The 24,162-nt window shown below is 32.8% G+C and carries 23 protein-coding genes; 21 read left to right on the top strand and 2 right to left on the bottom strand.

The genetic code is table 11. The features are described from left to right. From AACZ53_RS06365 to AACZ53_RS06345, 5 genes are all read left to right on the top strand, one after another. Window positions 1–994: DHHA1 domain-containing protein (locus AACZ53_RS06365; RefSeq protein ID WP_339835998.1), on the top strand; the 994-nt coding region annotated here is incomplete at its 5' end. Window positions 995–1,003: 9 nt separating this feature from the next. Beyond that, on the top strand, window positions 1,004–1,450 hold the full coding sequence (locus AACZ53_RS06360) for a hypothetical protein (RefSeq protein ID WP_339835995.1): 447 nt from the start codon (window positions 1,004–1,006) through the stop codon (window positions 1,448–1,450). A 10-nt stretch (window positions 1,451–1,460) separates the two neighbouring features. After that, window positions 1,461–1,976 carry a hypothetical protein gene (locus tag AACZ53_RS06355; RefSeq protein WP_339835992.1) on the top strand — a complete coding sequence of 172 codons (516 nt, stop codon included), beginning with the start codon at window positions 1,461–1,463 and terminating at the stop codon, window positions 1,974–1,976. Window positions 1,977–2,051: 75 nt separating this feature from the next. Then, entirely contained in the window at window positions 2,052–2,999 is a 948-nt protein-coding gene (locus AACZ53_RS06350) for a GSCFA domain-containing protein (protein WP_339835989.1), read from the top strand. A gap of 1 nt (window position 3,000) precedes the next feature. Further along, window positions 3,001–3,654 carry a DUF4230 domain-containing protein gene (locus AACZ53_RS06345; RefSeq protein WP_339835985.1) on the top strand — a complete coding sequence of 218 codons (654 nt, stop codon included), beginning with the start codon at window positions 3,001–3,003 and terminating at the stop codon, window positions 3,652–3,654. A gap of 32 nt (window positions 3,655–3,686) precedes the next feature. Here the strand turns inward: AACZ53_RS06345 and AACZ53_RS06340 are convergent, their stop codons facing one another. Continuing rightward, on the bottom strand, window positions 3,687–3,995 hold the full coding sequence (locus tag AACZ53_RS06340; protein WP_339835983.1) for a rhodanese-like domain-containing protein: 309 nt from the start codon (window positions 3,993–3,995) through the stop codon (window positions 3,687–3,689). Window positions 3,996–4,137: 142 nt separating this feature from the next. Between AACZ53_RS06340 and AACZ53_RS06335 the strand changes: the two genes are divergently transcribed. The 16 genes from AACZ53_RS06335 (at window position 4,138) to AACZ53_RS06260 (ending at window position 21,148) form a co-directional block, all read left to right on the top strand. Then, window positions 4,138–4,710, top strand: a complete 573-nt coding sequence (locus AACZ53_RS06335) for a TetR/AcrR family transcriptional regulator (RefSeq protein ID WP_339835980.1) — start codon at window positions 4,138–4,140, stop codon at window positions 4,708–4,710. A 100-nt stretch (window positions 4,711–4,810) separates the two neighbouring features. After that, window positions 4,811–5,884, top strand: a complete 1,074-nt coding sequence (gene paaE / locus AACZ53_RS06330) for a 1,2-phenylacetyl-CoA epoxidase subunit PaaE (RefSeq protein ID WP_339835978.1) — start codon at window positions 4,811–4,813, stop codon at window positions 5,882–5,884. 65 nt (window positions 5,885–5,949) lie between these two features. Beyond that, window positions 5,950–6,906 carry a 1,2-phenylacetyl-CoA epoxidase subunit PaaA gene (gene paaA / locus AACZ53_RS06325; protein ID WP_339835975.1) on the top strand — a complete coding sequence of 319 codons (957 nt, stop codon included), beginning with the start codon at window positions 5,950–5,952 and terminating at the stop codon, window positions 6,904–6,906. Between the two features lie 85 nt (window positions 6,907–6,991). After that, window positions 6,992–7,273: a 1,2-phenylacetyl-CoA epoxidase subunit PaaB gene (gene paaB / locus AACZ53_RS06320; RefSeq protein WP_211218989.1), complete on the top strand. Its 282-nt coding sequence runs from the start codon at window positions 6,992–6,994 to the stop codon at window positions 7,271–7,273. Between the two features lies 1 nt (window position 7,274). Further along, on the top strand, window positions 7,275–8,027 hold the full coding sequence (paaC, locus tag AACZ53_RS06315; protein ID WP_339835971.1) for a 1,2-phenylacetyl-CoA epoxidase subunit PaaC: 753 nt from the start codon (window positions 7,275–7,277) through the stop codon (window positions 8,025–8,027). A 151-nt stretch (window positions 8,028–8,178) separates the two neighbouring features. Then, the gene (paaD, locus tag AACZ53_RS06310) at window positions 8,179–8,679 is read left to right on the top strand and encodes a 1,2-phenylacetyl-CoA epoxidase subunit PaaD (protein WP_339835968.1); all 501 of its coding nucleotides are present in this window, start codon (window positions 8,179–8,181) and stop codon (window positions 8,677–8,679) included. Between the two features lie 64 nt (window positions 8,680–8,743). Continuing rightward, window positions 8,744–9,526: an enoyl-CoA hydratase-related protein gene (locus AACZ53_RS06305; protein ID WP_339835966.1), complete on the top strand. Its 783-nt coding sequence runs from the start codon at window positions 8,744–8,746 to the stop codon at window positions 9,524–9,526. 1 nt (window position 9,527) lies between these two features. Then, window positions 9,528–10,682, top strand: a complete 1,155-nt coding sequence (locus tag AACZ53_RS06300; RefSeq protein WP_339835963.1) for a 3-hydroxyacyl-CoA dehydrogenase NAD-binding domain-containing protein — start codon at window positions 9,528–9,530, stop codon at window positions 10,680–10,682. Between the two features lie 59 nt (window positions 10,683–10,741). Beyond that, a complete protein-coding gene (locus tag AACZ53_RS06295; protein WP_339835960.1) occupies window positions 10,742–11,149 on the top strand; it encodes a hotdog fold thioesterase in 408 nt (135 codons plus the stop codon). Window positions 11,150–11,203: 54 nt separating this feature from the next. Beyond that, the gene (gene pcaF / locus AACZ53_RS06290; protein WP_339835957.1) at window positions 11,204–12,406 is read left to right on the top strand and encodes a 3-oxoadipyl-CoA thiolase; all 1,203 of its coding nucleotides are present in this window, start codon (window positions 11,204–11,206) and stop codon (window positions 12,404–12,406) included. Window positions 12,407–12,489: 83 nt separating this feature from the next. Then, window positions 12,490–14,985, top strand: a complete 2,496-nt coding sequence (gene paaZ, locus AACZ53_RS06285; RefSeq protein WP_339835954.1) for a phenylacetic acid degradation bifunctional protein PaaZ — start codon at window positions 12,490–12,492, stop codon at window positions 14,983–14,985. 158 nt (window positions 14,986–15,143) lie between these two features. Continuing rightward, entirely contained in the window at window positions 15,144–15,896 is a 753-nt protein-coding gene (locus tag AACZ53_RS06280) for an enoyl-CoA hydratase/isomerase family protein (protein ID WP_339836001.1), read from the top strand. A gap of 91 nt (window positions 15,897–15,987) precedes the next feature. After that, complete coding sequence (locus tag AACZ53_RS06275) at window positions 15,988–16,584, top strand: transferase hexapeptide repeat family protein (protein ID WP_339835951.1); 597 nt, start codon at window positions 15,988–15,990, stop codon at window positions 16,582–16,584. 68 nt (window positions 16,585–16,652) lie between these two features. Continuing rightward, window positions 16,653–17,936, top strand: a complete 1,284-nt coding sequence (locus tag AACZ53_RS06270) for a dihydrolipoamide acetyltransferase family protein (RefSeq protein WP_339835949.1) — start codon at window positions 16,653–16,655, stop codon at window positions 17,934–17,936. Between the two features lie 13 nt (window positions 17,937–17,949). After that, complete coding sequence (locus AACZ53_RS06265; protein WP_339835947.1) at window positions 17,950–19,005, top strand: branched-chain amino acid aminotransferase; 1,056 nt, start codon at window positions 17,950–17,952, stop codon at window positions 19,003–19,005. A gap of 97 nt (window positions 19,006–19,102) precedes the next feature. Further along, entirely contained in the window at window positions 19,103–21,148 is a 2,046-nt protein-coding gene (locus tag AACZ53_RS06260) for a thiamine pyrophosphate-dependent enzyme (protein ID WP_339835944.1), read from the top strand. A 48-nt stretch (window positions 21,149–21,196) separates the two neighbouring features. On the opposite strand, the gene AACZ53_RS06255 is transcribed toward AACZ53_RS06260, so the two are convergent. Further along, entirely contained in the window at window positions 21,197–23,992 is a 2,796-nt protein-coding gene (locus tag AACZ53_RS06255; protein ID WP_339835941.1) for an AsmA-like C-terminal region-containing protein, read from the bottom strand. Window positions 23,993–24,162: the final 170 nt, after the last annotated feature.

Raw genomic sequence — 24,162 nt, 5'->3', positions numbered from 1 at the left:
AAATGTTTCGGCTAGTTTTGTGGCTAATGTAAATACAGATTTAAGATCAGCTTCCTCTAAAAATCACTCAGCTACGCATTTGATGCATTTGGCTTTGAGAACTATTTTAGGAACTCATGTAGAACAAAAAGGTTCGTTGGTTAACCCAAATTATATGCGTTTTGACTTTTCACACTTTTCAAAAGTGACTGAAGAAGAAATTAAACAAGTGGAAGATTTTGTAAACCAAAGAATTCAAGAGCAACTTCCATTAATCGAAAGAAGAAGTATTCCAATCCAACAAGCGTTGGATGAAGGAGCAATGGCTTTATTTGGAGAAAAATATAGTGATAATGTCCGTGCGATAAAATTTGGAGATTCGATGGAGCTTTGTGGAGGAATTCACGTTTCAAACACAGCAAACATTTGGTCTTTCAAGATTACTTCTGAAGGTGCTGTTGCAGCAGGAATTCGACGTATTGAAGCGATTACGGGTGATGGTGTAAGAACTTATTTTACAAACCAAGAAAATATTTTAGCTGAAATCAAAGAAACGTTGAAAAATCCACAAGACACAATCAAAGCAGTAGTTTCTTTACAAGATGAAAATGCTAAGTTGAAGAAACAAGTAGAGCAATTACTAAAAGAAAAAGCTAAAGGTTTAAAAGGAGATTTAGCCGCTCAAATTCAAGAAGTAAATGGAGTTAAATTTTTAGCCACTCAAGTTGATTTAGATGCAAATGGAGCAAAAGATTTAGCTTATGAATTAGGAAATAATGAAACGAATTTATTTTTAGTTTTAGCAACTGCAACGGATGATAAACCAATGTTAACTTGTTATATTTCAAAAGAATTAGTAGAAGCAAAAGGTTTAAATGCTGGACAAGTAGTTCGTGAACTAGGAAAATATATCCAAGGTGGTGGTGGTGGACAACCATTCTTCGCAACTGCTGGCGGAAAAAATATAGCTGGAATTAAAGAAGCTTTGGAAAAAGCAATAGAATTTATCAAATAAGGATTAATTATGAAAATAAAACATATACTTTTTGCTTTTATTGCAATCGTAATTACTAGTTGTAATTCTAAGGATGATTCTGATACTTCTAGCACAAATTTAGAGATAAATAAGCAAAATTTAATAGGCAAATGGTTTGTAAAAGAAGAGTCAATTAATGGTGGAAGTTTTGAAAATTATCAACATGATTGTTCAACTTTAAAAGATTATCAGGAACTATTAGTAGATAGTACAATGAAATTTGTGGGATATGATTACAATTGTCAGATTATTGATTTCCAAGAAGGGATCTGGTATTTAGATGGAACAGAATTAATGATAAGTAATTACGATCCTATAATTCCTCCAGATTTTTTCACGGTTTTAAGTGTAACAATAGATGATTTAAAGTTAAAGCAAACAGTTAATACATCTAATGGAGTAGAAGTATACGAAATACATTTAACTAGAAATTAACTTAACAATCATGAATACAAAATCTATAGTCTTTTTGTTTTTATTTATGCCAATAATTGTTTTAGCGCAAAAATTTCCAAGTCCTCCAAATATGAGTCAAATCAATACTCAAATGGGCAATCAAATGATGCAACAGCAACAGCAAATGATGCGAATGTTGCAAACAAGAATTGAAACTGATGAGCAAAAATTATCTAAAGAAGAAAGTAAAAAAACAAAATTTGAAAATAAAATTAAGGATTTAGATGATAAATTACTTCATTTAAGTGATGAGTTGTTGAAAATAGAAGCTATTAATAACGAGTCTGATAACGCGCTACAAAAGCAAAAAGATAAGTTGAACAAAGGAATTGATAAGACTCTAAATAAAATTGATAGATATTCAGAAAAAATTGAAGTTTCAGAATTATTAATAAATGAATTTCAAGGAAAAATTGAGGCAACTAAAAAAGAACTTGAAGAAAAAAAGAAGGAAAAAGAATTAAAGAAACAAGAGAGAAAAGAAAAGAGAGAAAATAGAGGATAATCAAAAAAACCTTTCAATAATAGAATTGAAAGGTTTTTTTATTTCGTATTTTTGAGTCTTAATTATATATTTCCAATGCAATTCACCACAAAAATTACAATAGAAAAATTCCAAAACCCAATAACTTATGAGAGTAAGATAATGGCTTTAGGTTCGTGTTTTGCAGAAAATATGAGTGAAAAGTTTGACTATTTTAAATTTCAAAATACAACCAATCCATTCGGAATTATATTCAATCCTGTTTCTATTGAAAAATTAGTGAATCGAATTGTAAACAAAATCGAATTCACAGAAAAAGACATCTTCTTTCACAACGATTTATGGCATTGCTATGAAGTACATTCCGAATTATCAAACCCAAATAAAGAAGAATTTTTAAAAGAATTAAATCTTTTACTCTTTCAATCTTTCAATTCTTTAATCCAAACTACACACATAATAATTACCTACGGAACATCTTGGGTTTACAGAAATATAGAATCAAAAGAAATTGTAGCCAATTGCCAAAAAGTACCACAAAAACAATTTTCAAAAGAACTACTTCCCATAGAAACCATTGAGAAATCTATTCAAAACACAATTGCATTACTCCAAAAAATTACTCCAAGTTGTAATTTTATTTTCACAGTTTCACCAGTTCGGCATATAAAAGACGGATTCATAGAAAATCAAAGAAGTAAATCGCATCTTATTTCTGCAATACATTCCAACAACCAACAGCCAACAACCAACAACTATTTTCCGAGTTACGAAATCATGATGGATGAACTTCGCGATTATCGTTTTTATGCTGAAGATATGTTGCATCCTAATCAAGTAGCGATAGATTATATTTGGGAATGTTTTTCAGAAAACTATATTTCAGACGAAAGTCAACAAGTTATGGTAGAAGTTGATTCCATTCAGAAATCACTTTTGCATAGATCTTTTAATCCAAATTCTGAAAGGCATCAAAAATTTTTGGAAAATCTTCAACAAAAAATCAATACTTTAGCACTCAAATTACCACATATAACTTTTTAAAATGACAGAACAATCAAAAATGGGATTCTTCGGAAAATTAACAGAAGTCAGAAAATGGATTTTTGTGTTATTCCTTGGATTTATCTTGTTTTGGGTTTTTAACTTTTTTACAAAAAGTGGTGATTCTTCTACCATAGAGTATGATACAAATCTAATTCAAACCCAAATCAAAAACGTTGGAAAATTAGTTGTTACAGAAGGTCATTTTGCAGAAGTTTTGACATATAAAGATAAAAAGAAAACTTATATTCCAGGACTATCTTTTGATAAAAAAGCCTTAGTTGTTATTAATGCAGATGTTACAGTTGGATTTGATTTGAGTCAAGTGAAATATGATATTGATTCAGAAAATAAAATCTTAACAATTACCAATATTCCAAAAGAAGAAATTAAAATAAGTCCAGATTTTAAATATTACGACACAGAATCTTCAACATTCAACGAATTTACAGGAGAAGATTATAATAAAATCAACAAATTAGCTAGAGAAAGTTTAGCTAAAAAAATTGAACAATCAACTCTAAAATCTAATGCAAAAAACAGATTGTTATCAGAATTGTCAAAAATGTTAGTGCTGACAAACTCTATGGGTTGGACTTTAAAATATGATGGCACTGAAGTGAAATCAGAAAAAGATTTAGAATTAAAACTATAAAAAAAGGCTTCAAATTAATGAAGCCTTTTTTGTTATAATTTATTTTGTAAACTTGTCCATCCACCACCATTAATGCAGTCAATTCCGTTTTGTTTCAAAATTGAAGTAGCTTGACCACTTCGCATTCCAGAACGGCAACAAGCAATTACTGGTTTGTTCCATTTTTTAATTTCAGCAATTTTACCATTCAAAACTTGCAAAGCTATATTTTTCGAGCCTTTAATATGTCCGTCTTTAAATTCCTCTGGAGTTCTAACGTCTAAAATTATGGCTCCTTTTGAAACATAATCTTGAACATCATTTGTTTTATTACCTAAACCTAATAAGTCTAATAATCCCATAGCTATTCTTTTTAAATTTATTTGTTTTTCTTAATCTATTTAGTCTTTAAGGACTTATATTTGAATTCAAAATTACAATTTACAAATTATACTTTTGTAACATTTGTTACTTCAATCAATTCATTTTACTATTTTTGAAGGGATGAAACCTATTGACAGAAAAACCGAAATTATAAATTGTGCTGCAAAACTTTTCAAAGAAAAAGGATACAGCGCTGTAACCATGAGAGATATTGCTCAGGCAATGGATATAAAGGCAGCAAGTTTATACAACCATATTAAATCTAAGCAAGAGATATTAGTTTTAATTGTAATTGAAATAGCCGAAGAATTTACCAACACAATCAACGAAATCGTACTTTCTAAAAGTACAACAATACAAAAATTAGAAAAAGTAATACAATTACATATCGACATCACAATAAGAAATCCTGAAGCTTTAGCTTGTCTAAACAATGACTGGATGCATTTAACTGATGAAGAATTAACTTATTTCATAAAAATGCGTGAAGATTACGAAGAAAATTTCAGAAACATCATAAAATCTGGAATTGCTTCTAAAGAAATCAAAAATATAAATCCAGAAGTTATTATATTCTCAATGCTTTCAACACTTCGAACTCTTTATCTTTGGTACGGAAAGAAAAAAGGTTTTACAGAAGCTTCTCTAAAAAATAATATGAAAGAAGTGTTGCTTAACGGAATTGTGAATTAACAAAAGTTAAAAATTTACAACGTTTTCGTAAAGTAATAATATTTTCCTTAAATTTGCATAGTTGACTAACAATCGTTAGTTTTAATATTAAGATAATTAAATGGCAAAATTTCACAAAATAGAAGTCCAAGATATTTACAAAGAAACTAGAGATTGTGCTGTAGTTACTTTTCAAATTCCAGACGAATTAGTTTCTGAATTCCAATACAAACAAGGACAACATTTGACATTGAAAACAATGATTGAAGGACAAGATGTACGTCGTTCATACTCTTTATGTTCAAGTCCAGTTGAAAATAAATGGCAAGTTGCCGTTAAAAAAATAAATGGTGGTTTATTCTCCACCTTTGTAAACGAAACCCTAAAAAAAGGAGATGTTTTAGAAATCATGGCTCCAAGCGGTGTTTTTAACGTTGAGGCTAATCAAAATAATGCCAAAAATTATATTGTCTTTGCTGCAGGAAGTGGAATTACACCAATACTTTCCATCATAAAAACACATTTAGCGTTAGAACCAAATAGTACATTTAAACTATTTTATTTGAATAGGAGTGTAAAATCAATTATCTTTAAAGAAGAAATTGAACAGCTGAAAAACAGATACTTAGGGCGCTTTGAAATCTTTTACTTCCTAACCAAAGAACATAGGAATATAGAATGGTTAAACGGAAGATTTACGAAAGAAAAACTAGAAGTACTTACTAGTAAAATTATAGATATTCCTTCAGTTGACGAATGTTTTATCTGCGGACCAGAAGAAATGATTTTCCTAATTCGAGATGAACTAGTAGCTGCAGGATTAAATAAAGATAAAGTACATTATGAACTCTTTACATCAGGAATTTCAGAAGAGGACAAACAAAGGATTCAAAAAATAGTAGAGAATAAGGTCCATGGAACCGATGTAACAATCCTTGATGGAGGAAAAGAATTCCATTTCATAATGGAGGATTCTTACGATAACATTCTAGATGGTGCATTAGCCGCTGGAGCCGATTTGCCTTTCGCATGTAAAGGTGGAGTTTGCAGCACCTGCAAATGTATGGTGGTAGAAGGAGAAGTAGAAATGAAAGTCAACTATGCATTAGATGCACACGAAGTAGCACGCGGATTGGTATTAAGCTGTCAAGCTGTGCCAACAACCGATAAAGTTGTTGTAGATTTCGGAGTTTAAAAAAAATATAAAAGTGAAAGTTTTAAAGCTAATCACTAATTACTAACGGCTAATCACTAAGAATTATGTCAGAAAAAGAAGTAAAAAACCTAGAAGAAATTTTCGATGCAAAAATAGTACGCGACGAAAAAATCGAACCAAAAGATTGGATGCCGGAGAAATACCGTCAAACGCACATTCGCCAAATGTCTCAACACGCACATTCTGAAATAGTCGGAATGTTGCCAGAAGGGAATTGGATAACTCGTGCGCCATCTTTAAAAAGAAAAGTAGCTTTATTAGCTAAAATTCAAGATGAAGCAGGTCATGGTTTATACCTTTATTCTGCCACAGAAACACTTGGAATTTCTCGCGAAGAACTTTATGAACAATTGCATTCAGGAAAAGCAAAATATTCAAGTATTTTTAATTATCCAACATTAACTTGGGCAGATATGGGAGCTATTGGATGGTTGGTTGATGGTGCAGCTATTATTAATCAAGTACCTTTATGTTCAACTTCATTTGGACCTTACGCAAGAGCAATGGTTCGTGTTTGTAAGGAAGAAAGTTTTCACCAAAGACAAGGTTTTCAAATCATGATGACTTTAGCAGAAGGAACACCTGAGCAAAAAGAAATGGCTCAAGACGCTTTAAACCGTTGGTGGTGGCCTTCTTTAATGATGCTTGGACCCTTAGATGCTGAATCTGTTCATACAGATCAGTCTATGAAATGGAAATTAAAAAGAAAAAGTAACGACGATTTACGTCAGCAATTCATAGATCAAACGGTTCCACAAGCTGATATGATTGGTTTAACCATTCCAGATCCAGATTTAAAATGGAACGAAGAAAAGCAATCTTATGATTTCGGAGAAATGAATTGGGATGAATTCTGGCAAGTAGTCAAAGGTCACGGACCCTGTAATAAAGAACGTATTTCTGCTAGAGTAAATGCATGGGAAAACGGAAAATGGGTTCGCGATGCAGCTATGGCTTACGCAGAAAAACAAGAAAATAAAATAGTAAAACAAGCAATATAAAATAGTATTCAGTGGTCAGTAAATAGTAGGCAGTGTAAAACTGAACACTAAAAAACTGGGCACTGAACACTAAAAACTGAACACTATGAAAAACTGGCCTCTTTGGGAAGTATTTATAAGAAGTAAAAACGGATTAGAACATCGTCATTGTGGTTCGCTTCATGCAAGTGATGCAACAATGGCTTTAGAAAACGCACGTGATGTTTACACAAGACGTATGGAAGGTGTAAGTATTTGGGTTGTTCCATCTACTGAAATCACAGCATCAAATCCTGATGATAATGCAGAATTTTTTGAACCAGCTTCAGATAAAATTTATCGTCATCCAACTTTTTATGAATTGCCTGACGAACTAAAACACATGTAAGATGAAGGATAATTTAGTTCAATATATTTACGGAATTGCAGATAATGCGTTGATTTTAGGACAACGTTTGGGAGAACTTTGCGGACATGGACCGAGTTTAGAAACAGATATTGCTATGACTAATATTTCTCTTGATTTATTCGGTCAAGTAAGAAGTTATTATCAATATGCTGCAAAATTGCAAGGAGAACATGTAACAGAAGACACTATCGCTTTTTTACGTAAAGAAAGAGATTACAAAAATGTACTTTTAGTAGAGCAACCTAATGGTGATTTCGCATATTCAATAACAAGACAATTTTTGTTTGACATTTATCATTTGTTGTTACTTTCAGAATTACAAAACAGTAAAGATGAAACATTAGCTGCAATTGCTAAAAAAAGCATCAAAGAAGTTTCATATCATACTCGTTTTTCATCAGATTGGATGAAACGTTTAGGTGACGGAACTGAAGAAAGTCACAACAAAGTTCAAACAGCTGTCAATGATTTATGGGAATTCACAGATGAATTATTCCACACAACAGACGCTGATAAAGCTATGATTTCAGAAGGAATTGGTGTAGATACAAGTTTGTTAAAAGAATCGTTTTACAAAAAAGTAAACCAAATTCTTGAAGAAGCTACAATTCAAACTCCAGATATAAAATACTTTCAAAAAGGAGGTAAACAAGGAATTCACAGCGAACACATGGGATATCTTTTAGCTCAAATGCAATACATGCAATTGGCTTATCCAAATATGAATTGGTAAAAAATCTGATTTGTCATTCTGAACTTGTTTCAGAATCTCAATTAATATAAAAATAAGGAATCCGTGAAAATCAGTCAAATCTGTGTCATCCGTGTTCCAAAAAAAACTTTGCAAACTTAGCGTAAACCTTTGCGCTCTTTGCGGTTAAATTATGACAGAAACAACACAACATATCAACCAAAAACTCTTCGAAATACTCGAAACAGTTTCCGATCCTGAAATTCCAGTCTTATCGATTATGGAAATGGGTGTTGTTCGTTCTGCAAAAATAGTTAATGAGATTGTTGAGGTTCAAATTACACCAACATACAGTGGTTGTCCAGCAATGGATGTCATTGAAGAAGATATCATAAAAGCCTTCAAAGACAAAGGCTATAAAGCCAAAGTCGAATTGATATTGTCACCAGCTTGGACAACCGATTGGATTACTCCAAAAGGAAGAAAAGCATTAGAAAAATATGGAATTGCTTCACCATTATCAGAATCAGCGGATAAAGAAGCACTTTTAGGAAATAAAAAAGTAGTGAAATGTCCACAATGTGGTTCATTAAACACAAAATTAGTTAGCCAATTTGGCTCTACAGCTTGCAAAGCATTTTTTCAATGCGAAGACTGCTTAGAACCATTCGACTATTTCAAATGTTTAAAATAAAAAAGAATCCGTGATAATCCTTTAAATCTGTGTTATCCGTGTTCAAAAAAAAAATATACATTAAATGAGTAATTCAATAGAATTAAAAATTGAAAATAAAACCGCATTTATAACATTGAATCGTCCAGATGTATTCAATAGTTTCAATCGCGAAATGGCATTGTCTATGCAAGAAAAACTTGATAATTGTGCTAACGATTCAAATGTAAGAGCAATCGTAATTTCCGGAAACGGAAAAGCATTTTGTGCTGGACAAGATTTAAAAGAAGTTACGGATCCAGAATTAAATCCTGGATTCAGAAAAATATTAGAAGAACACTACAATCCAATTATTCAAAAAATAAGAACAATTGAGAAACCAGTAATTGCTGCTGTAAATGGCGTTGCTGCTGGAGCTGGAGCCAATATCGCTTTAGCTTGTGATATTGTTTTAGCAGTTGAAAACGCAAGTTTCATTCAAGCCTTCAGTAAAATCGGATTAGTTCCAGATAGTGCAGGAACCTTCTTTTTACCAAGATTAATTGGTTTCCAAAAAGCAACAGCTTTAATGATGTTAGGCGATAAAGTCTCAGCACAAGAAGCTTTAGATTTAGGAATGATTTACAAAGTGTTTTCAGCTGAAACTTTTGAAGAAGAAGTCAATAAATTGGCCACAACTTTAGCTAATATGCCAACAAAAGCCTTAGGTTTAACTAAAAGATTATTAAACCAATCGTTGACAAATAACTTAGAACAACAACTACACTTAGAAAGTGATTTGCAAATAGAAGCAAGTTCGTCAAACGATTATAAAGAAGGTGTAACAGCTTTCGTAGAGAAAAGAAAACCAATATTTAATGGGAACTAATATGAAAGTATCAGTTATAGGTTGTGGAACAATGGGAAGCGGAATTGCACAAGTTGCTGCCACTTCTGGTTGTCAAGTTAAATTATTCGACCTAAATAATGAAGCTTTAATCAAAAGTAAAATTAGTTTAGAAAAAGTTTTAGACAGACTAATTGAAAAGCAAAAAATTGATGCAGCAGAGAAAAATCGAATTCAGAATAACATATCTTACGTAAATACATTAAATGATTTATCTGACTCAGATTTAGTAATTGAAGCCATAGTCGAAAACCTTGAAGTCAAGCGAAAAGTGTTTTCGGAATTAGAAACATTAGTCTCAGAAAACACAATATTAGCTTCAAATACATCCTCATTATCCATAACTTCCATTGCAGCTTCTTGCCAAAAACCAGAACGCGTCATTGGAATTCATTTTTTTAATCCAGCACCATTAATGCAATTAGTGGAAGTTGTACCAGCGATTCAAACTAGTGAAGAAGTTTTAAATAAAACAGTTCAAACTGTATCTGATTGGAAAAAAGTAGTTGCTGTTGCCAAAGACACACCAGGATTTATAGTAAATCGTGTAGCTCGACCTTTTTATAGTGAAAGCTTACGAATTCTAGAAGAAGGTTTTGCAGATATGGCAACCATCGATTGGAGTTTAAAAGAAGTTGGTGGTTTCAAAATGGGAGCATTTGAATTAATGGATTTTATCGGACATGATGTAAATTATGTTGTAACCGAAACGGTTTTCACAGCTTTTTATTTCGACCCAAGATACAAACCATCTTTAACCCAAAAAAGATTAGTCGAAGCAGGATATCTAGGAAGAAAATCAGGAAGAGGATTTTATAATTATGCTGAAAATGCAGCAGTTGTAAAGCCAACAGAAGATAAAGCAAAAGCACAGCAAATATTCGATAGAGTTTTAGTAATGTTAATTAACGAAGCAGCAGATGCTTTATTTTTAAACATCGCTTCCGCTAAAGATATCGACAACGCAATGACCAAAGGAGTAAATTATCCAAAAGGATTATTAGCTTGGGCAGACGAAATCGGAATCAATTGGTGTGTCGAAAAACTAGACGAATTATACAACGAATACCACGAAGATAGATACAGATGTAGTCCAATTTTACGTCGAATGAACAAAGAGAATAAAACTTTTTTCTAAAAATAAACTTAGCGAACCTTGCGTAAAACCTTGCGCTCTTTACGGTTAAAAACAAAAAAATGGAAGGAACAAAAATACCATATAAAATGCTTGCTCAAGATGCTTATAGCCAATGGCTTGGTATTGAAATTCTTGAGTGCGAAATTGGTCGTTGCAAAGTAGCGATGAAAGTTCGTCCAGAAATGCTAAACAGCATGCAAAAAGCGCACGGAGGAATCACATATTCTTTAGCCGACACAGCCTTCGGATTTGCAGCAAACACTCACGGGAAATTTTCTGTTTCCATAGAAACCTCTATAAATCACATTGAAGCAGTAAACGAAGGAGATTATTTAGTAGCCGAATCTGTTATAGAAAAAGTAAACAATAAATTAGGATTCAATATCATAGAAGTAAAAAGAGGCGACGAATTGGTAGCACTCTTTAAAGGTGTTGTCTATCGTACTCAGAAAGATTGGGAAGAATAAATAAAGTATACCCTATCAGGGTTTTAAACCCTGATAGGGTTAAATTATAAAAAAATGGAAGCATACATAATAGACGGAGTTCGAACTCCAATAGGAAGTTATCAAGGAAGTTTAGCACCAGTTCGTCCTGACGATTTGGGTGCATTGGTAATTAAAACTGTAGTTGAAAATAATCCAAATATACCAAAAGAAGCATATGACGATGTAATCATGGGTTGTGCCAATCAAGCTGGAGAAGACAATCGTAATGTTGCGAGAATGTCATTGCTTTTAGCAGGATTACCATATACAGTTCCTGGAGAAACCGTAAATCGTTTGTGTAGTTCAGGTTTATCGGCAATTATTCACGCCAATCGTGCTATAAAAGCAGGTGACGGACACGTTTTTATCGCTGGTGGTGTTGAAAATATGACACGTGGACCATTAGTGGTTTCAAAACCATCTTCAGCTTATGGAACAGATTCAAAAATGTATGATTCAAGTTTCGGATGGCGTTTTGTTAATCCAAAAATGGATGCTATTTTCGGTACAGAAGGAATGGGAGAAACAGCCGAAAATTTAGTAGAAAAATATTCAATTTCAAGAGAAGATCAAGATAGATTTGCTTTCAACAGTCAAATGAAAGCTACTGCAGCACAAAATTCAGGTCGTTTGGCTAAAGAAATTATAGCTGTAGAAATTCCACAAAGAAAAGGTGATCCAATAGTTTTTGCTAAAGACGAATTCATCAAACCAAATTCTTCAATTGAAGTATTAGGAAAATTACGTGGAGCATTTAAAAAAGAAGGTAGCGTAACAGCAGGAAATTCATCTGGTTTAAATGATGGAGCAGCAGCAACAATTATCGCATCAGCAGAAGCTGTAAAAAAATACAATCTAAAACCAATTGCTAGAATAGTAAGTTCAGCAGTAGTTGGAGTAGAACCAAGAATAATGGGAATTGGACCTGTAGAAGCAACTAAAAAAGCTTTATCAAAAGCCAACTTAACTTTAGACCAAATCGACATCATAGAATTAAACGAAGCCTTTGCTTCACAAAGTATAGCTTGCTTACGCGAATTAGGATTAAAAGATGATGACGCAAGAGTAAATCCAAACGGTGGTTCAATCGCAATCGGACATCCATTAGGAGTAACTGGAGCAAGAATTGCCTATTCAGCAGCTTTAGAATTACAACTAACTCAAAAAAGATACGCATTAATCACCATGTGCATAGGAGTTGGACAAGGTTACGCAGCAATTATTGAAAGAGTATAAAAATAAAACTTAGCGAACCTTGCGAAAAACCTTTGCGAGCTTTGCGGTTAAATAAACATGATACTGAACTAAATTCAGCATAAATGAAACTACAAAACTACATAAACGGAAGTTGGGTGGAAGGACAAGGAGAAGGAACACCAATGTTCGATGCCATTACCGGAGAAATAATCGGATTTACTACTACCGATGGATTAGATATTCCTAGCGTTTTAGAATACGGAAGAACAAAAGGTGGTGAAAAACTACGCAAAATGACGTTCCAAGAAAGAGGAAATATGATCAAATCATTAGCCTTGTATCTTACCAAAAAGAAAGAAGCTTTTTACGAATTAAGTTACCGAACAGGAGCAACAAGAATCGACAGTTGGATTGACATTGAAGGTGGATTTGGAAATCTTTTTGCCAATGCATCGTTGCGAAAATTATTCCCAAACCAACCGTTTCATGTAGAAGGTGATGCCATTGATTTATCAAAAGGTGGTCGTTTTATGGCACATCATATTTTGGTTCCAAAACACGGAGTTGCGGTTCATATCAACGCATTCAACTTCCCAATTTGGGGAATGTTAGAAAAATGTGCTGTGAATTGGATGGCAGGAATGCCAGCAGTAGTTTTGCCAGCACCACAAACTTCTTTTTTAACAGAAGCAGTTGTTAGAGAAATTATCGCATCAAAAATTTTACCAGAAGGAGCATTACAATTGTTAACCGGAATGACAAAATCGATTTTAGACACTGTCAATTCGCAAGATGTTGTAACATTTACAGGTTCAGCTCAAACAGGAAGATTACTAAAAAATCATCCAAGATTAATTGAAGAATCTGTACCATTCACAATGGAAGCCGATTCGTTAAATTGTTCTATTTTGGGAAAAGATGCCGTTCCAGGAACACCAGAATTTGATTTATTCGTAAGAGAAGTCAAAAACGAAATGACCGTAAAAGTCGGACAAAAATGTACAGCAATTCGAAGAATAATTGTACCAGAAGAATTAATAGATGATGTTCAAAAAGCATTGGCATCACAATTAGATAAAGTCACAATCGGTGATCCAAGATTAAAAGAAGTTCGAATGGGAGCTTTGGTAAACAAAACCCAAGTCGAAAGTGTAAAAACCCAAGTAAACAAAATCGCTCAAACAGCTCAAATGGTTTACGGAAACTTTGATGAGGTGCAAACCATCGGAGCAGATGCTAAAAAAGGTTCGTTCTTGAAACCGATTTTAATGCGAGAAAACAATCCGTTTATAAACACTGCTTGTCACGAAATTGAAGCTTTCGGACCAGTTTCAACGATTATGCCTTATAAAAACTTAGAAGATGCCATCACTTTATCGCAAATGGGTAAAGGTTCATTAGTTTCTTCAATTTTTACTTATGATGATGCTATTGCAAGAGATTATGTAATCGGAGCAGCATCCCATCACGGTCGAATTTTAGTCGGAAATCGCGAAATGGCAAAACAAAGCACAGGTCACGGTTCACCATTACCTATGTTGGTTCACGGTGGCCCAGGTCGAGCTGGTGGTGGAGAAGAAATGGGTGGAGTTCGAGGCATAAAACATTACATGCAACGTTGTGCCATTCAAGGTTCACCAACAACAATTACTGAAATCACAGGCATTTATCAAGCCAACTCCAAATATAAAGAAGCACTAGAACATCCTTTTAAATACCATTGGGAAGATATTCAACCTGGAATGTCGTTAAAAACACACAAACGTACTTTCACGGATACAGATATCATCAATTTTGCCAATTTAACTTGGGATCATTTCTACGCTCACACAGATATCACATCACTTGACGGAAGTATTTTTGAAAAAAGAACGGCTCACGGTTATTTCATTATTTCGGCAGCAGCAGGTTTATTCGTTTATCCAAACAAAGGACCAGTTGCCGCAAATTATGGATTAGAAGATTGTCGTTTTTTACGTCCATTATACCACAACGACACCGTTTATGTGCGTTTAACGTGTAAACAAAAAGTAGATAGAGATGTCGCTTCATCAGAACACCCAAGCGGCATTGTAAAATGGTTTGTTGAGGTTTTTGATGCCGAAGACGAATTAGTAGCTGTTGCAACAATTCTAACAATGGTTCAGAAAAAACAAGAAGTTTTTGTTGAAATGACCGATGAAAAAATTGAAGAAAGTATCAACAAACTGACTGAAAATACTAAACCAAAATGGGGAATTTTAACGCCTCAACATTTGTTGGAACATTTAGAACACGGTTACAGAATCATGTCTGGAGAATTTCAAGATTTTCAAATTGCAACTCCTGATAAAATTCTAGATAAAGTACACAATTCATTATATAATTACGATAAATTTCCAATGGGAACTTCTTTTCCAACCATGAAAAAAGGAGAAGTAGAAGTATTAGTTCATCCCGATTTTGAAATAGCAAAAGCCAAGTTTTTCGAAGCAAGACAAGCGTATAAAACCTATTTCAAAGAAAATCCAGAAGCAAAAGTAAAGAATATGGTCTTCGGAGATATGAACAAGTATGCATCGTATTTATTAGAAAGAAAACATTTGAATCATCATTTCGAACAATTCGATTTGATTTAGTATAATTTGAAGCTAATCCTGCTATCCGCTATATCTTTTCCTTTTTTAAAGAAAAAAGAAAAAGGATGCCGCTACTATCAGGGCTAGAATTTACAGTAAAAAAGAAAATCCGCGATAATCAGTATAATCTGCGTCATCAGCGTTCAAAAAATAAAAACATGTCACAAGCATACGTAAAACACGAAATAAAAAACAACATCGCCACAATCGAGTTCTTTCATCCAGAACACAACTCATTACCAAGCGATATATTAGCCAAATTAGCCAATACTATTACAGAAATTGGAAACAACAACGAAGTAAAAGTCATCATCCTAAAAAGTGGTGGAGACAGAACTTTTTGTGCAGGAGCAAGTTTTCAAGAACTAATTTCTATAAACGATGCAGCTACCGGAAAAGTATTTTTCTCAGGATTTGCCAACGTAATCAATGCGATGCGTAAATGTCCAAAATTCATCATCGGAAGAGTACAAGGAAAAACCGTTGGTGGTGGAGTTGGAATAGCAGCAGCAACCGATTATTGCATGGCAACAAAATTCGCAGCCATTAAATTATCAGAATTAAATGTAGGAATCGGACCATTTGTAGTGGCACCAGCCATCGAAAGAAAAATGGGTGTTTCAGCTATGTCACAAATAGCCATTGATGCCAACACTTTTTACGAAGCAAATTGGGCAAAAGAAAAAGGATTATTCGCAAATGTATATGAAAGTATTGAAGAATTAGATTCAGAAACTCAAAAATTTGCTGAACATTTATGCACTTACAATCCAGAAGCTATGCAAGAAATGAAAAAAGTATTTTGGAGAGGAACAGAAGATTGGGATAACCTTTTAGCAGAAAGAGCCGCCATAAGTGGAAGATTAGTTTTATCTGATTTCACAAAAGAAACGTTGAAGAAATTTAAGTAAGAGAATAGAAGCAAGAAGCAAGAAAAAAGATGAATATTTAATGAACATATCTTTCTTCTTTGTTCTTGCCTCTTTCTTCTAAAAAAAAAAAATGATATACGAATTCAAAGGGTTCATCCCAGTAATACACGAAAGTAGTTTTATTCATCCGCAAGCAGCTGTTACGGGTAATGTCATTATTGGAAAAAACGTATACGTTGGTACAGGTGCAGCCATTCGTGGAGATTGGGGCGAAATCATAATTGAAGACGGTTGCAATGTTCAAGAAAATTGTACGATTCATATGTTTCCAGGAAAATCAATGGTTTTAAAAGCTGGAGCACATATTGGTCACGGAGCAATTATTCACGGAGCCAATATTGGGGCTAATTCTATGGTCGGAATGAACGCTGTAATTATGGATGATGTAAATGTTGGAGATGAATGTATCATTGGAGCATTAGCTTTCGTAAAAGCAGGAATGCAAATTCCAAATAGAAAAATCGTAGTTGGAAATCCAGCCACAATTATAAAAGATGTTTCAGACGAAATGATTGCATGGAAAACAAAAGGAACAGCACTGTATCAAAAACTTCCATCAGAATGTTATGAAAGTTTAAAAGCAGTTGAGCCGTTAAGAGAAATTCCAGTCAATCGTCCAACACAAGAAGCGTTTTATAAAACATTAGAAGAATTTAAAAATAAGTAATTAGTAATAAGTGAAGAGTGAATAGTCAGTGACTTACAACTTACAACTTACAACTTACAACTAAAAAAATGACAATAGAATTCAAAATGCCCAAAATGGGTGAAAGCATATCCGAAGCAACGATAATTTCTTGGTTGAAAAACGTAGGAGATTTTGTGGATGCAGAAGAAACGATTTTAGAAGTCGCAACCGATAAAGTAGATAGCGAAGTGCCTTCACCAGTTTCAGGAACAATTACCGAAATTCGTTTTCAGAAAGACGATGTAGTTGCAGTTGGAACAGTTTTAGCTTTGATTAATGCTGATGGAAAGCAAAATCCTAAAACTGAGAAACAAGAAGTTACGAATACTAAAGTTGAAACTCAACCAGAAGTTGCAAAGCAATCAAATACTGAGTTTAAGCAACTAAAAAGCAATCCTGATGCCTTTCTTTCTCCTTTGATTGTAAGTATTGCTCAAAAAGAAAATCTTTCTTTAGAAGAAGTTCAAAGCATTCCAGGTTCAGGAACAGATGGTAGAATTCAGAAAAGTGATGTATTCAATTACTTGAAGAATCGTAAATATTCATTAAAGTCAATTCCAGCAATAAAAAGTCAACAACCAACTTCATCTTATCCAAAGCCTAAAATTAATTACGTTGAAGGGAAAGATAGTATTGTTGAAATGGACAGAATGCGTAAAATGATTGCGGATCACATGGTCTATTCTAAACAAACTTCTCCTCACGTGACTTCCTACATAGAAGTTGATGTTACGAATTTGGTGGATTGGAGAAATGCTAATAAAAATAAGTTTCTAGAAAAGCATAACGAGAAATTGACATTTACACCAATTTTCATTGAAGCCGTTTCAAAAGCAATTGAAGATTTTCCTTTAATCAATGTTTCTGTAGATGAAAAAAATATCATCGTACATAAAGATATTAATATTGGAATGGCAACCGCATTACCATCAGGAAATTTAATTGTTTCTGTAGTGAAAAATGCTAATGAAAAAAATGTTATTGAGATTGCAAAAGAAGTAAATAATTTAGCAGAAAGCGCAAGAAATAACAAACTAAAACCAGAACAAACACAAGGAAGTACTTTCACAATTTCAAACGTGGGAACTTTTGGAAGTTTAATGGGAACACCAATTATCAATCAACCTGAAGTAGCCATTTTAGCATTAGGAATCATCAAAAAACGTCCAGAGGTTATCACAAGAGAAAAAGGTGATGAAATCGCAATTAGAAGCATGATGTATCTATCTCTATCTTTCGACCATAGAGTAGTTGATGGATTTTTAGGAGGATCATTTTTGAGAAAAGTCGGAGATTATTTAGAACAATTTGATACAAATACAACAATATAAAATATAAACTAAAATGTCTTACAACATAAAAGTTACAAAAACTACGCAATCAAAAGTTAGTCAAATTGATTTTGATAACATTACAATGGGTTTCAATTTTTCGGATCACATGTTTATTTGTGATTACGAAAATGGTGCATGGCAAAACCCAAGAATAGAACCATTAGCATTAATACCTACACATCCAGCAGCAATGGCTTTGCATTATGGACAAGCTATTTTTGAAGGAATGAAAGCTACAAAAGGACAAGACGGAACACCTTTATTATTTCGTCCAGATGAAAATGCTAAACGTTTAAACTTTAGTGCTGACAGAATGGGAATGCCTCAATTTCCAGAAGATTTGTTTGTGGAAGCATTAAAACAATTCACAGCAGTTGAAAAAGATTGGATTCCAACAAAAGAAGGAAGTGCCTTATATTTAAGACCTTTTATGTATGCTGATGAACCTTTTATTGGAATGCGCGCAGCAACAAGTTTTAAATTTATAATAATGGGTTCACCAGCTGGACCATTTTTCAGTAAGAAAATTAAATTATACGCTGAAAAAAAATACGTTCGTGCTGTAAATGGTGGAACAGGAGAAGCAAAAGCAGCAGGAAATTATGCTGCAGCGATTCGTCCAACAGAATTAGCAAAAGCAAAAGGATACGATCAAGTGTTGTGGTTAGATGCACAAGATTTTGAATATATTCAAGAAGTTGGAACTATGAATATTTTCTTCAAAATTGATGGGAAATTTATAACTCCAAACTTAACAGGTTCAATTTTAGCTGGAATAACAAGAATGAGCGTAATTTCTTTATTAAAAGATAAAGGTTTTGAAGTTACAGAAAGACCAATCAAATTATCTGAAATCAAAGAAGCATCAGCAAACGGAACTTTAGAAGAAGCTTTCGGAGCAGGAACTGCAGTTGGAATCGCAATGGTAGAAGAAATTGGAAATGAAGACTTCACTTTAAGATTACCAGATAAAAATCCAGTTTCTAATATGATAAATGATACTTTGAATGCTATAAAAGTTCAAAAAGAAGAAGATAAATTCGGCTGGATTGTAGAAGCAAAATAAATAGTTTAGGAACACAGATTAAAGAAATCTAACAGATTTTAAAAATTTCTCTAATTTCTCAAATCTGTGTTCTAAAAAAACAGATTACATTATTAAAATGGTAAACAAAAACATATTAAAAAAAGCATTTTCAACTATGGCAACCGCAAAAGCCATGACTGATTTGTATGAAGAAAATTTCAAAATAGTTTCCAAATACGTTCATGCAACTTCTCGTGGTCATGAAGCGATTCAGATTGCCTTAGCGATGCAATTATTGCCACAAGATTATGCGTTTCCATATTATCGTGATGACGCTATGTTGTTAGGAATTGGAATGCAACCTTATGATTTGATGTTACAGTTAATGGCCAAAAAAGACGATCCATTTTCTGGTGGTCGAACGTATTATTGTCATCCAAGTTTGAATGATGCTGATAAACCAAAAATTCCACATCAATCTTCTGCAACTGGAATGCAAGCGATACCAGCCACTGGAGCAGCAATGGGTTTTTGGTATAAAGAAAGAACAAATATTGCCGAAGATATTAAAGATAAACCTTTAGTAGTTTGTTCATTAGGTGACGCTTCTGTTACCGAAGGGGAAATTGCTGAAGCTTTACAAATGGCAGCTTTAAAACAATTGCCAATTTTATATTTGGTACAAGATAACGGTTGGGATATTTCAGCTAATGCAGCCGAAACTCGTGCTCAAAATGCGTTTGAATATGCCAAAGGTTTTCACGGAATTGAAGCTATTTCAATTGATGGAGCCAATTTTACCGAAAGTTATGAAGCATTAGAAAAAGTAATTGAAACCATTCGTATAGAAAGAAGACCGTTTTTAGTTCACGCTAAAGTTCCGTTATTGAATCACCATACTTCTGGTGTTCGTATGGAATGGTATCGTGACGACTTAGAAGAAGCTCAATCTCGTGATCCTTATCCTGTTTTAATTCAACAATTAAAAGATAATGGATTTTCGGATATACAAATTTCTGAAATAGAACAAGAAGCAAAAACTAAAGTTCAGTCTGATTTCGAAAAAGCGCAACAAGCAGAAGACCCAAAACCTGAAGATTTATTTACACATGATTTTGCTCCAACACCAATAACAGAAGAAGTTGGAGAACGAAATCCTGAACGTGAAGAAAAAGTTGTAATGGTCGATTGTGCCTTGTTTGCAGTCGAAGAAATCATGAAAAAACATCCTGAAAGTTTATTATACGGACAAGATGTTGGTGGACGATTAGGTGGCGTTTTTAGAGAAGCAGCAACATTAGCTCAAAAATTCGGAGATGAAAGGGTTTTCAACACACCAATCCAAGAAGCATTTATTGTAGGTTCAACTGTGGGAATGTCAGCTGTTGGTTTAAAACCTATTGTTGAGGTTCAGTTTGCCGATTATATTTGGCCTGGTTTAAACCAATTATTTACTGAAGTTAGTCGTTCGTGTTATTTATCGAATGGAAAATGGCCAGTAAGTATGATTCTTCGTGTTCCAATTGGAGCCTACGGAAGTGGTGGACCTTATCATTCATCATCTGTAGAAAGTGTTTTAACGAATATTAGAGGAATCAAAATTGCTTACCCAAGTAATGGTGCCGATTTAAAAGGTTTGTTGAAAGCCGCTTATTACGATCCAAATCCGGTTGTTTTTTTAGAACATAAAGGTTTGTATTGGAGTAAAGTCAAAGGTACTGATGCAGCAAGAGTCAACGAGCCAAGTGAAGATTATATCTTGCCTTTTGGAAAAGCCAATATCGTTCAGGAAGTTTGGGAACAAGAAACCACAGAAACTATTTCAATTATCACATATGGAATGGGAGTTCATTGGGCTTTGAATGCTTCAGCTGATATTAAAAACCAAGTTGAAATCATCGATTTACGTACTTTATATCCTTTGGATGAAGAAGCGATTTTAAAATCAGTAAGAAAAACCAAAAAATGTTTAGTTGTCACAGAAGAACCAACTAATAATTCATTTGCAAGAAGTTTAGCAGGTTTGATTCAAGAAAAATGTTTCAAGAATTTAGATGCACCAGTTATGGTTATTGGTTCAGAAAATATGCCAGCAATTCCTTTAAATAGTACTTTAGAATTTACTATGATTCCAAATGTGGATAAAGTGAAAGTTAAGATTGAAGAGTTGTTGAGTTATTAATTATAATATTCAGTCGATTTTTTACTTTAGAATTCGACTGAATACTATTTACTCTACTTTCTCAATAGGAACAATAGGTTTTGGAATACTATCATTTTGAACAGGTGCATTGATAGGAGTAACGCCATCTTCATAAATGGTTTCTTCTAAATCTTCCGATTTTTTACCAATATTGATTTGTGGGTTTTCTTGATTTCCGGTTACTTTAATTGGAATTCCAATTATTCCTAGTGGAGGAAGACCAACACGCATTTTTAAATTTAACTTTCCATCTAAACTGCTTTCCCCTTCAAAACGCAAACGAAATCCGGAAACTTTAAATTTAAAGCGTTCAATCGTCAATAAATTATTTTTGATGGTTGATTTGATATCTACTTTAGTAATGTCAGGATCTTTGATATCTGGATTTTCTGTTCTTAAAGCAACCGTATTTAGTAATTTGAAACCTTTCATTTTAACTTGTTTCACGGAAAGCGTTCCTTTTCCTTCAAGAGAAGGTGCTACTGGTTCCATTTGGTTGTTTAAAACTCCTTTTATTGCGTAATCTAACGAAACTATTCCTTCTGCATTTTCGGCAGCTGATACAATTTCTTTGAATAATTTTATTTCATTGTAAGCTCGTTTTACATCAAAATCATTGGCTTTAATGTTGTAATCAAAATAGGCTTTTTCGGTGCCTTCATTTTTATATGTTCCATTTATGTTTGCTGTTGCACCAATTATTCCTAAAGTACCATTTTTTAGAGAAGCAACTCCATTTTGTATTTGAATAATTCCACCTAAATTTTCTATGGCTAAATCATCGTAGGTAACTTTTTTGGCTAAAGTTTTTATTATTACATCCAAATTAGCAGGAATTTCAATCACTCCAGAAACTGAAGTAGAAGTTGGATTTTCTTCTGATTTTGTGGTTTCAGTTGGCATAAATTCATTGATGTTCAAGTAATTTGAATGTAAGGTAAAGTTTCCTTTTAAAGTTTCTTTATCCGATAAATAAAAATTAATCACATTCAAAACATAACCATTCATTGTAATGTCAGACGCTCCATATTTTCCTCTAAAATTTGAGAAATTCATTTTTTCTTGGTTGAACGTAAAAAGGCCTTTTTCTATTAAAAATGGTTTTGGAAGAAAATCACTTGTAGTTTGAATATTAGTTAAATCAAGTGTTCCGCTGTTTTTTAAGTTTTGATATTTTCCATTAGAAGCATCACTTTGTTTTCCAATTAATGAAACATCAGCTTTTATAATTCCGTTCAAATCCAATCCTTTTTGAGCAAAAACTTTATAAATAGCAGTAAGGTTGATAATTCCTTTGGCTTGCACATTATAATTCAAATCTGAAAAATCTTTAAAGGAAGCATTCAGCGTAAAATTTTCATTTTCGCAAGTAAAAGTTGCTAGTAAAATTTTTAAATTGGCATCTTTGAAATCAGAAGTTGGACAATTTAAATCGGCTTTAAAACTTATTTTTTCAATAGGTTTTGAATAATAAGTTGTTTTTATAGAACCATTGTTCAGATTAAAATACCCTTTTGTAATTGGAAATTTTTTCTCTTCAACATCATAAATTCCTTTTGAAATAATATCTGTATCTAAATTTCCGGTCAATTCTATATCTGGAATTTGTAGTGCGTCAGAAAGTGTTTTTAAATCTATTTTTGATTTTATTTTGGTGTCAATTTTAATTTTTTTACCAAAGCCGTCAGATTTTAAAATAGCACTTAATTTACTTTTATTGATATCAAAATACAATGAATCCAGCTGAATTGATAATTGATTCATATCAAGATTTGGAAGTTTTGTGTCTAAATTCAAATAAATGTTTTCAACAGGAAAAGCAGCTTTTCCATTCTTTACATAGCCATCTCTAACGTTGATTTTAAAACGAACTTCTGGGTTTATATTTTTAGCGGCAATGTATTTTCCTTTTAAAGAAAATGAGGCAGAAGTGGTTCCTTTCATTATGGTTTGGCTTTTCCATGAAATATATTCTGCTGGCAAAGCAGTAAACAAATCTTCCAAATTACTGTTTTCGGTTTTCAGGTTAAAATCCATGTCATAACCATTGGACAGGAAATTAAAAAAGCCTTTAAATTCAACAGGTAATTTGTTAATGATTAAATCATTTTTTTCAAACACAAAAGCTAAGGAATTGGTATTTATTTTGGTGATTAAATTGGCTTTTACAGCTTTGTTTTTTAAATATTGATTCTTATCATAAGTAAAATTAAAATCAGCAATACTTGCTGAAGTTGTTAAGCTAAAATTTACATCTAAAAGATTTCCTTTTCCTATGTAGTTAAAGCCTTTAGCCTCAATCAGTATTTTTGTAGAAGCATCATTGTATATAAGTTCGCTATTTACAATTTGAATATTTTTTAAATTTAAAGAAGCCGAACTATCATTAGTAACAGCTGTTTCACTTGATTTATAAATGTTGTAATTAGCTTCTCCTTTTTTATTTACTTGAACGTTAATCTTGGCATTGTTAATAAAAACTTTGTCAATTTGAGCTTCACTTCCAAAAAGCATGCTTGGAATATCTATACCAAAACCAATTTCTTTAGCTGTGATCAAAGATTGTTTTTCAAAAGGAGCAGAGCCATTCAAAGAAAACTCTTCTAAAGTCAAGGTTAAAGATGGGAAATGGTTAAAGAAGGATAAGTTAGAATCCTTAAAATTCAATTCGCCTTCTAAATTTTCATTAGCAAATAGTTTGACTTTTTCGGTAATTGTATCAGCAAAAATAATTGGTACAATAATTAATATTCCTAAAATACTAACTATTAATATTCCTGTAAATTTTAATGCTTTGAGGAATAATTTTCTCTCTACTGCCATTGTTTTTTGAATTTTTGCAAAGATATGATTATTTGGTATTTATATTCAAAAAAAAGATTTTGAAGACCACAAAAAAACCGTAATCTTATAAAATAATAAGAAAACGGTTTTAATAAGTATTTTGTCTTTTAGTAAGTTGGAAGGATCTTGTCTAATCAATCCCATTAAAT

It is taken from the genome of uncultured Flavobacterium sp. (assembly GCF_963975005.1).
Taxonomy (GTDB): Bacteria; Bacteroidota; Bacteroidia; order Flavobacteriales; family Flavobacteriaceae; genus Flavobacterium.
This window is presented reverse-complemented; position numbering and strand designations above follow the sequence as displayed.

What these genes read in the sequence shown, in the direction of transcription:
- AACZ53_RS06360 (WP_339835995.1), top strand. Translation starts at nt 1,004, where the DNA reads ATGAAAATAAAACATATACTTTTTGCTTTTATTGCAATCGTAATTACT.
- AACZ53_RS06355 (WP_339835992.1), top strand. Translation starts at nt 1,461, where the DNA reads ATGAATACAAAATCTATAGTCTTTTTGTTTTTATTTATGCCAATAATT.
- AACZ53_RS06350 (WP_339835989.1), top strand. Translation starts at nt 2,052, where the DNA reads ATGCAATTCACCACAAAAATTACAATAGAAAAATTCCAAAACCCAATA.
- AACZ53_RS06345 (WP_339835985.1), top strand. Translation starts at nt 3,001, where the DNA reads ATGACAGAACAATCAAAAATGGGATTCTTCGGAAAATTAACAGAAGTC.
- AACZ53_RS06340 (WP_339835983.1), bottom strand. Translation starts at nt 3,995, where the DNA reads ATGGGATTATTAGACTTATTAGGTTTAGGTAATAAAACAAATGATGTT.
- AACZ53_RS06335 (WP_339835980.1), top strand. Translation starts at nt 4,138, where the DNA reads ATGAAACCTATTGACAGAAAAACCGAAATTATAAATTGTGCTGCAAAA.
- paaE (WP_339835978.1), top strand. Translation starts at nt 4,811, where the DNA reads ATGGCAAAATTTCACAAAATAGAAGTCCAAGATATTTACAAAGAAACT.
- paaA (WP_339835975.1), top strand. Translation starts at nt 5,950, where the DNA reads ATGTCAGAAAAAGAAGTAAAAAACCTAGAAGAAATTTTCGATGCAAAA.
- paaB (WP_211218989.1), top strand. Translation starts at nt 6,992, where the DNA reads ATGAAAAACTGGCCTCTTTGGGAAGTATTTATAAGAAGTAAAAACGGA.
- paaC (WP_339835971.1), top strand. Translation starts at nt 7,275, where the DNA reads ATGAAGGATAATTTAGTTCAATATATTTACGGAATTGCAGATAATGCG.
- paaD (WP_339835968.1), top strand. Translation starts at nt 8,179, where the DNA reads ATGACAGAAACAACACAACATATCAACCAAAAACTCTTCGAAATACTC.
- AACZ53_RS06305 (WP_339835966.1), top strand. Translation starts at nt 8,744, where the DNA reads ATGAGTAATTCAATAGAATTAAAAATTGAAAATAAAACCGCATTTATA.
- AACZ53_RS06300 (WP_339835963.1), top strand. Translation starts at nt 9,528, where the DNA reads ATGAAAGTATCAGTTATAGGTTGTGGAACAATGGGAAGCGGAATTGCA.
- AACZ53_RS06295 (WP_339835960.1), top strand. Translation starts at nt 10,742, where the DNA reads ATGGAAGGAACAAAAATACCATATAAAATGCTTGCTCAAGATGCTTAT.
- pcaF (WP_339835957.1), top strand. Translation starts at nt 11,204, where the DNA reads ATGGAAGCATACATAATAGACGGAGTTCGAACTCCAATAGGAAGTTAT.
- paaZ (WP_339835954.1), top strand. Translation starts at nt 12,490, where the DNA reads ATGAAACTACAAAACTACATAAACGGAAGTTGGGTGGAAGGACAAGGA.
- AACZ53_RS06280 (WP_339836001.1), top strand. Translation starts at nt 15,144, where the DNA reads ATGTCACAAGCATACGTAAAACACGAAATAAAAAACAACATCGCCACA.
- AACZ53_RS06275 (WP_339835951.1), top strand. Translation starts at nt 15,988, where the DNA reads ATGATATACGAATTCAAAGGGTTCATCCCAGTAATACACGAAAGTAGT.
- AACZ53_RS06270 (WP_339835949.1), top strand. Translation starts at nt 16,653, where the DNA reads ATGACAATAGAATTCAAAATGCCCAAAATGGGTGAAAGCATATCCGAA.
- AACZ53_RS06265 (WP_339835947.1), top strand. Translation starts at nt 17,950, where the DNA reads ATGTCTTACAACATAAAAGTTACAAAAACTACGCAATCAAAAGTTAGT.
- AACZ53_RS06260 (WP_339835944.1), top strand. Translation starts at nt 19,103, where the DNA reads ATGGTAAACAAAAACATATTAAAAAAAGCATTTTCAACTATGGCAACC.
- AACZ53_RS06255 (WP_339835941.1), bottom strand. Translation starts at nt 23,992, where the DNA reads ATGGCAGTAGAGAGAAAATTATTCCTCAAAGCATTAAAATTTACAGGA.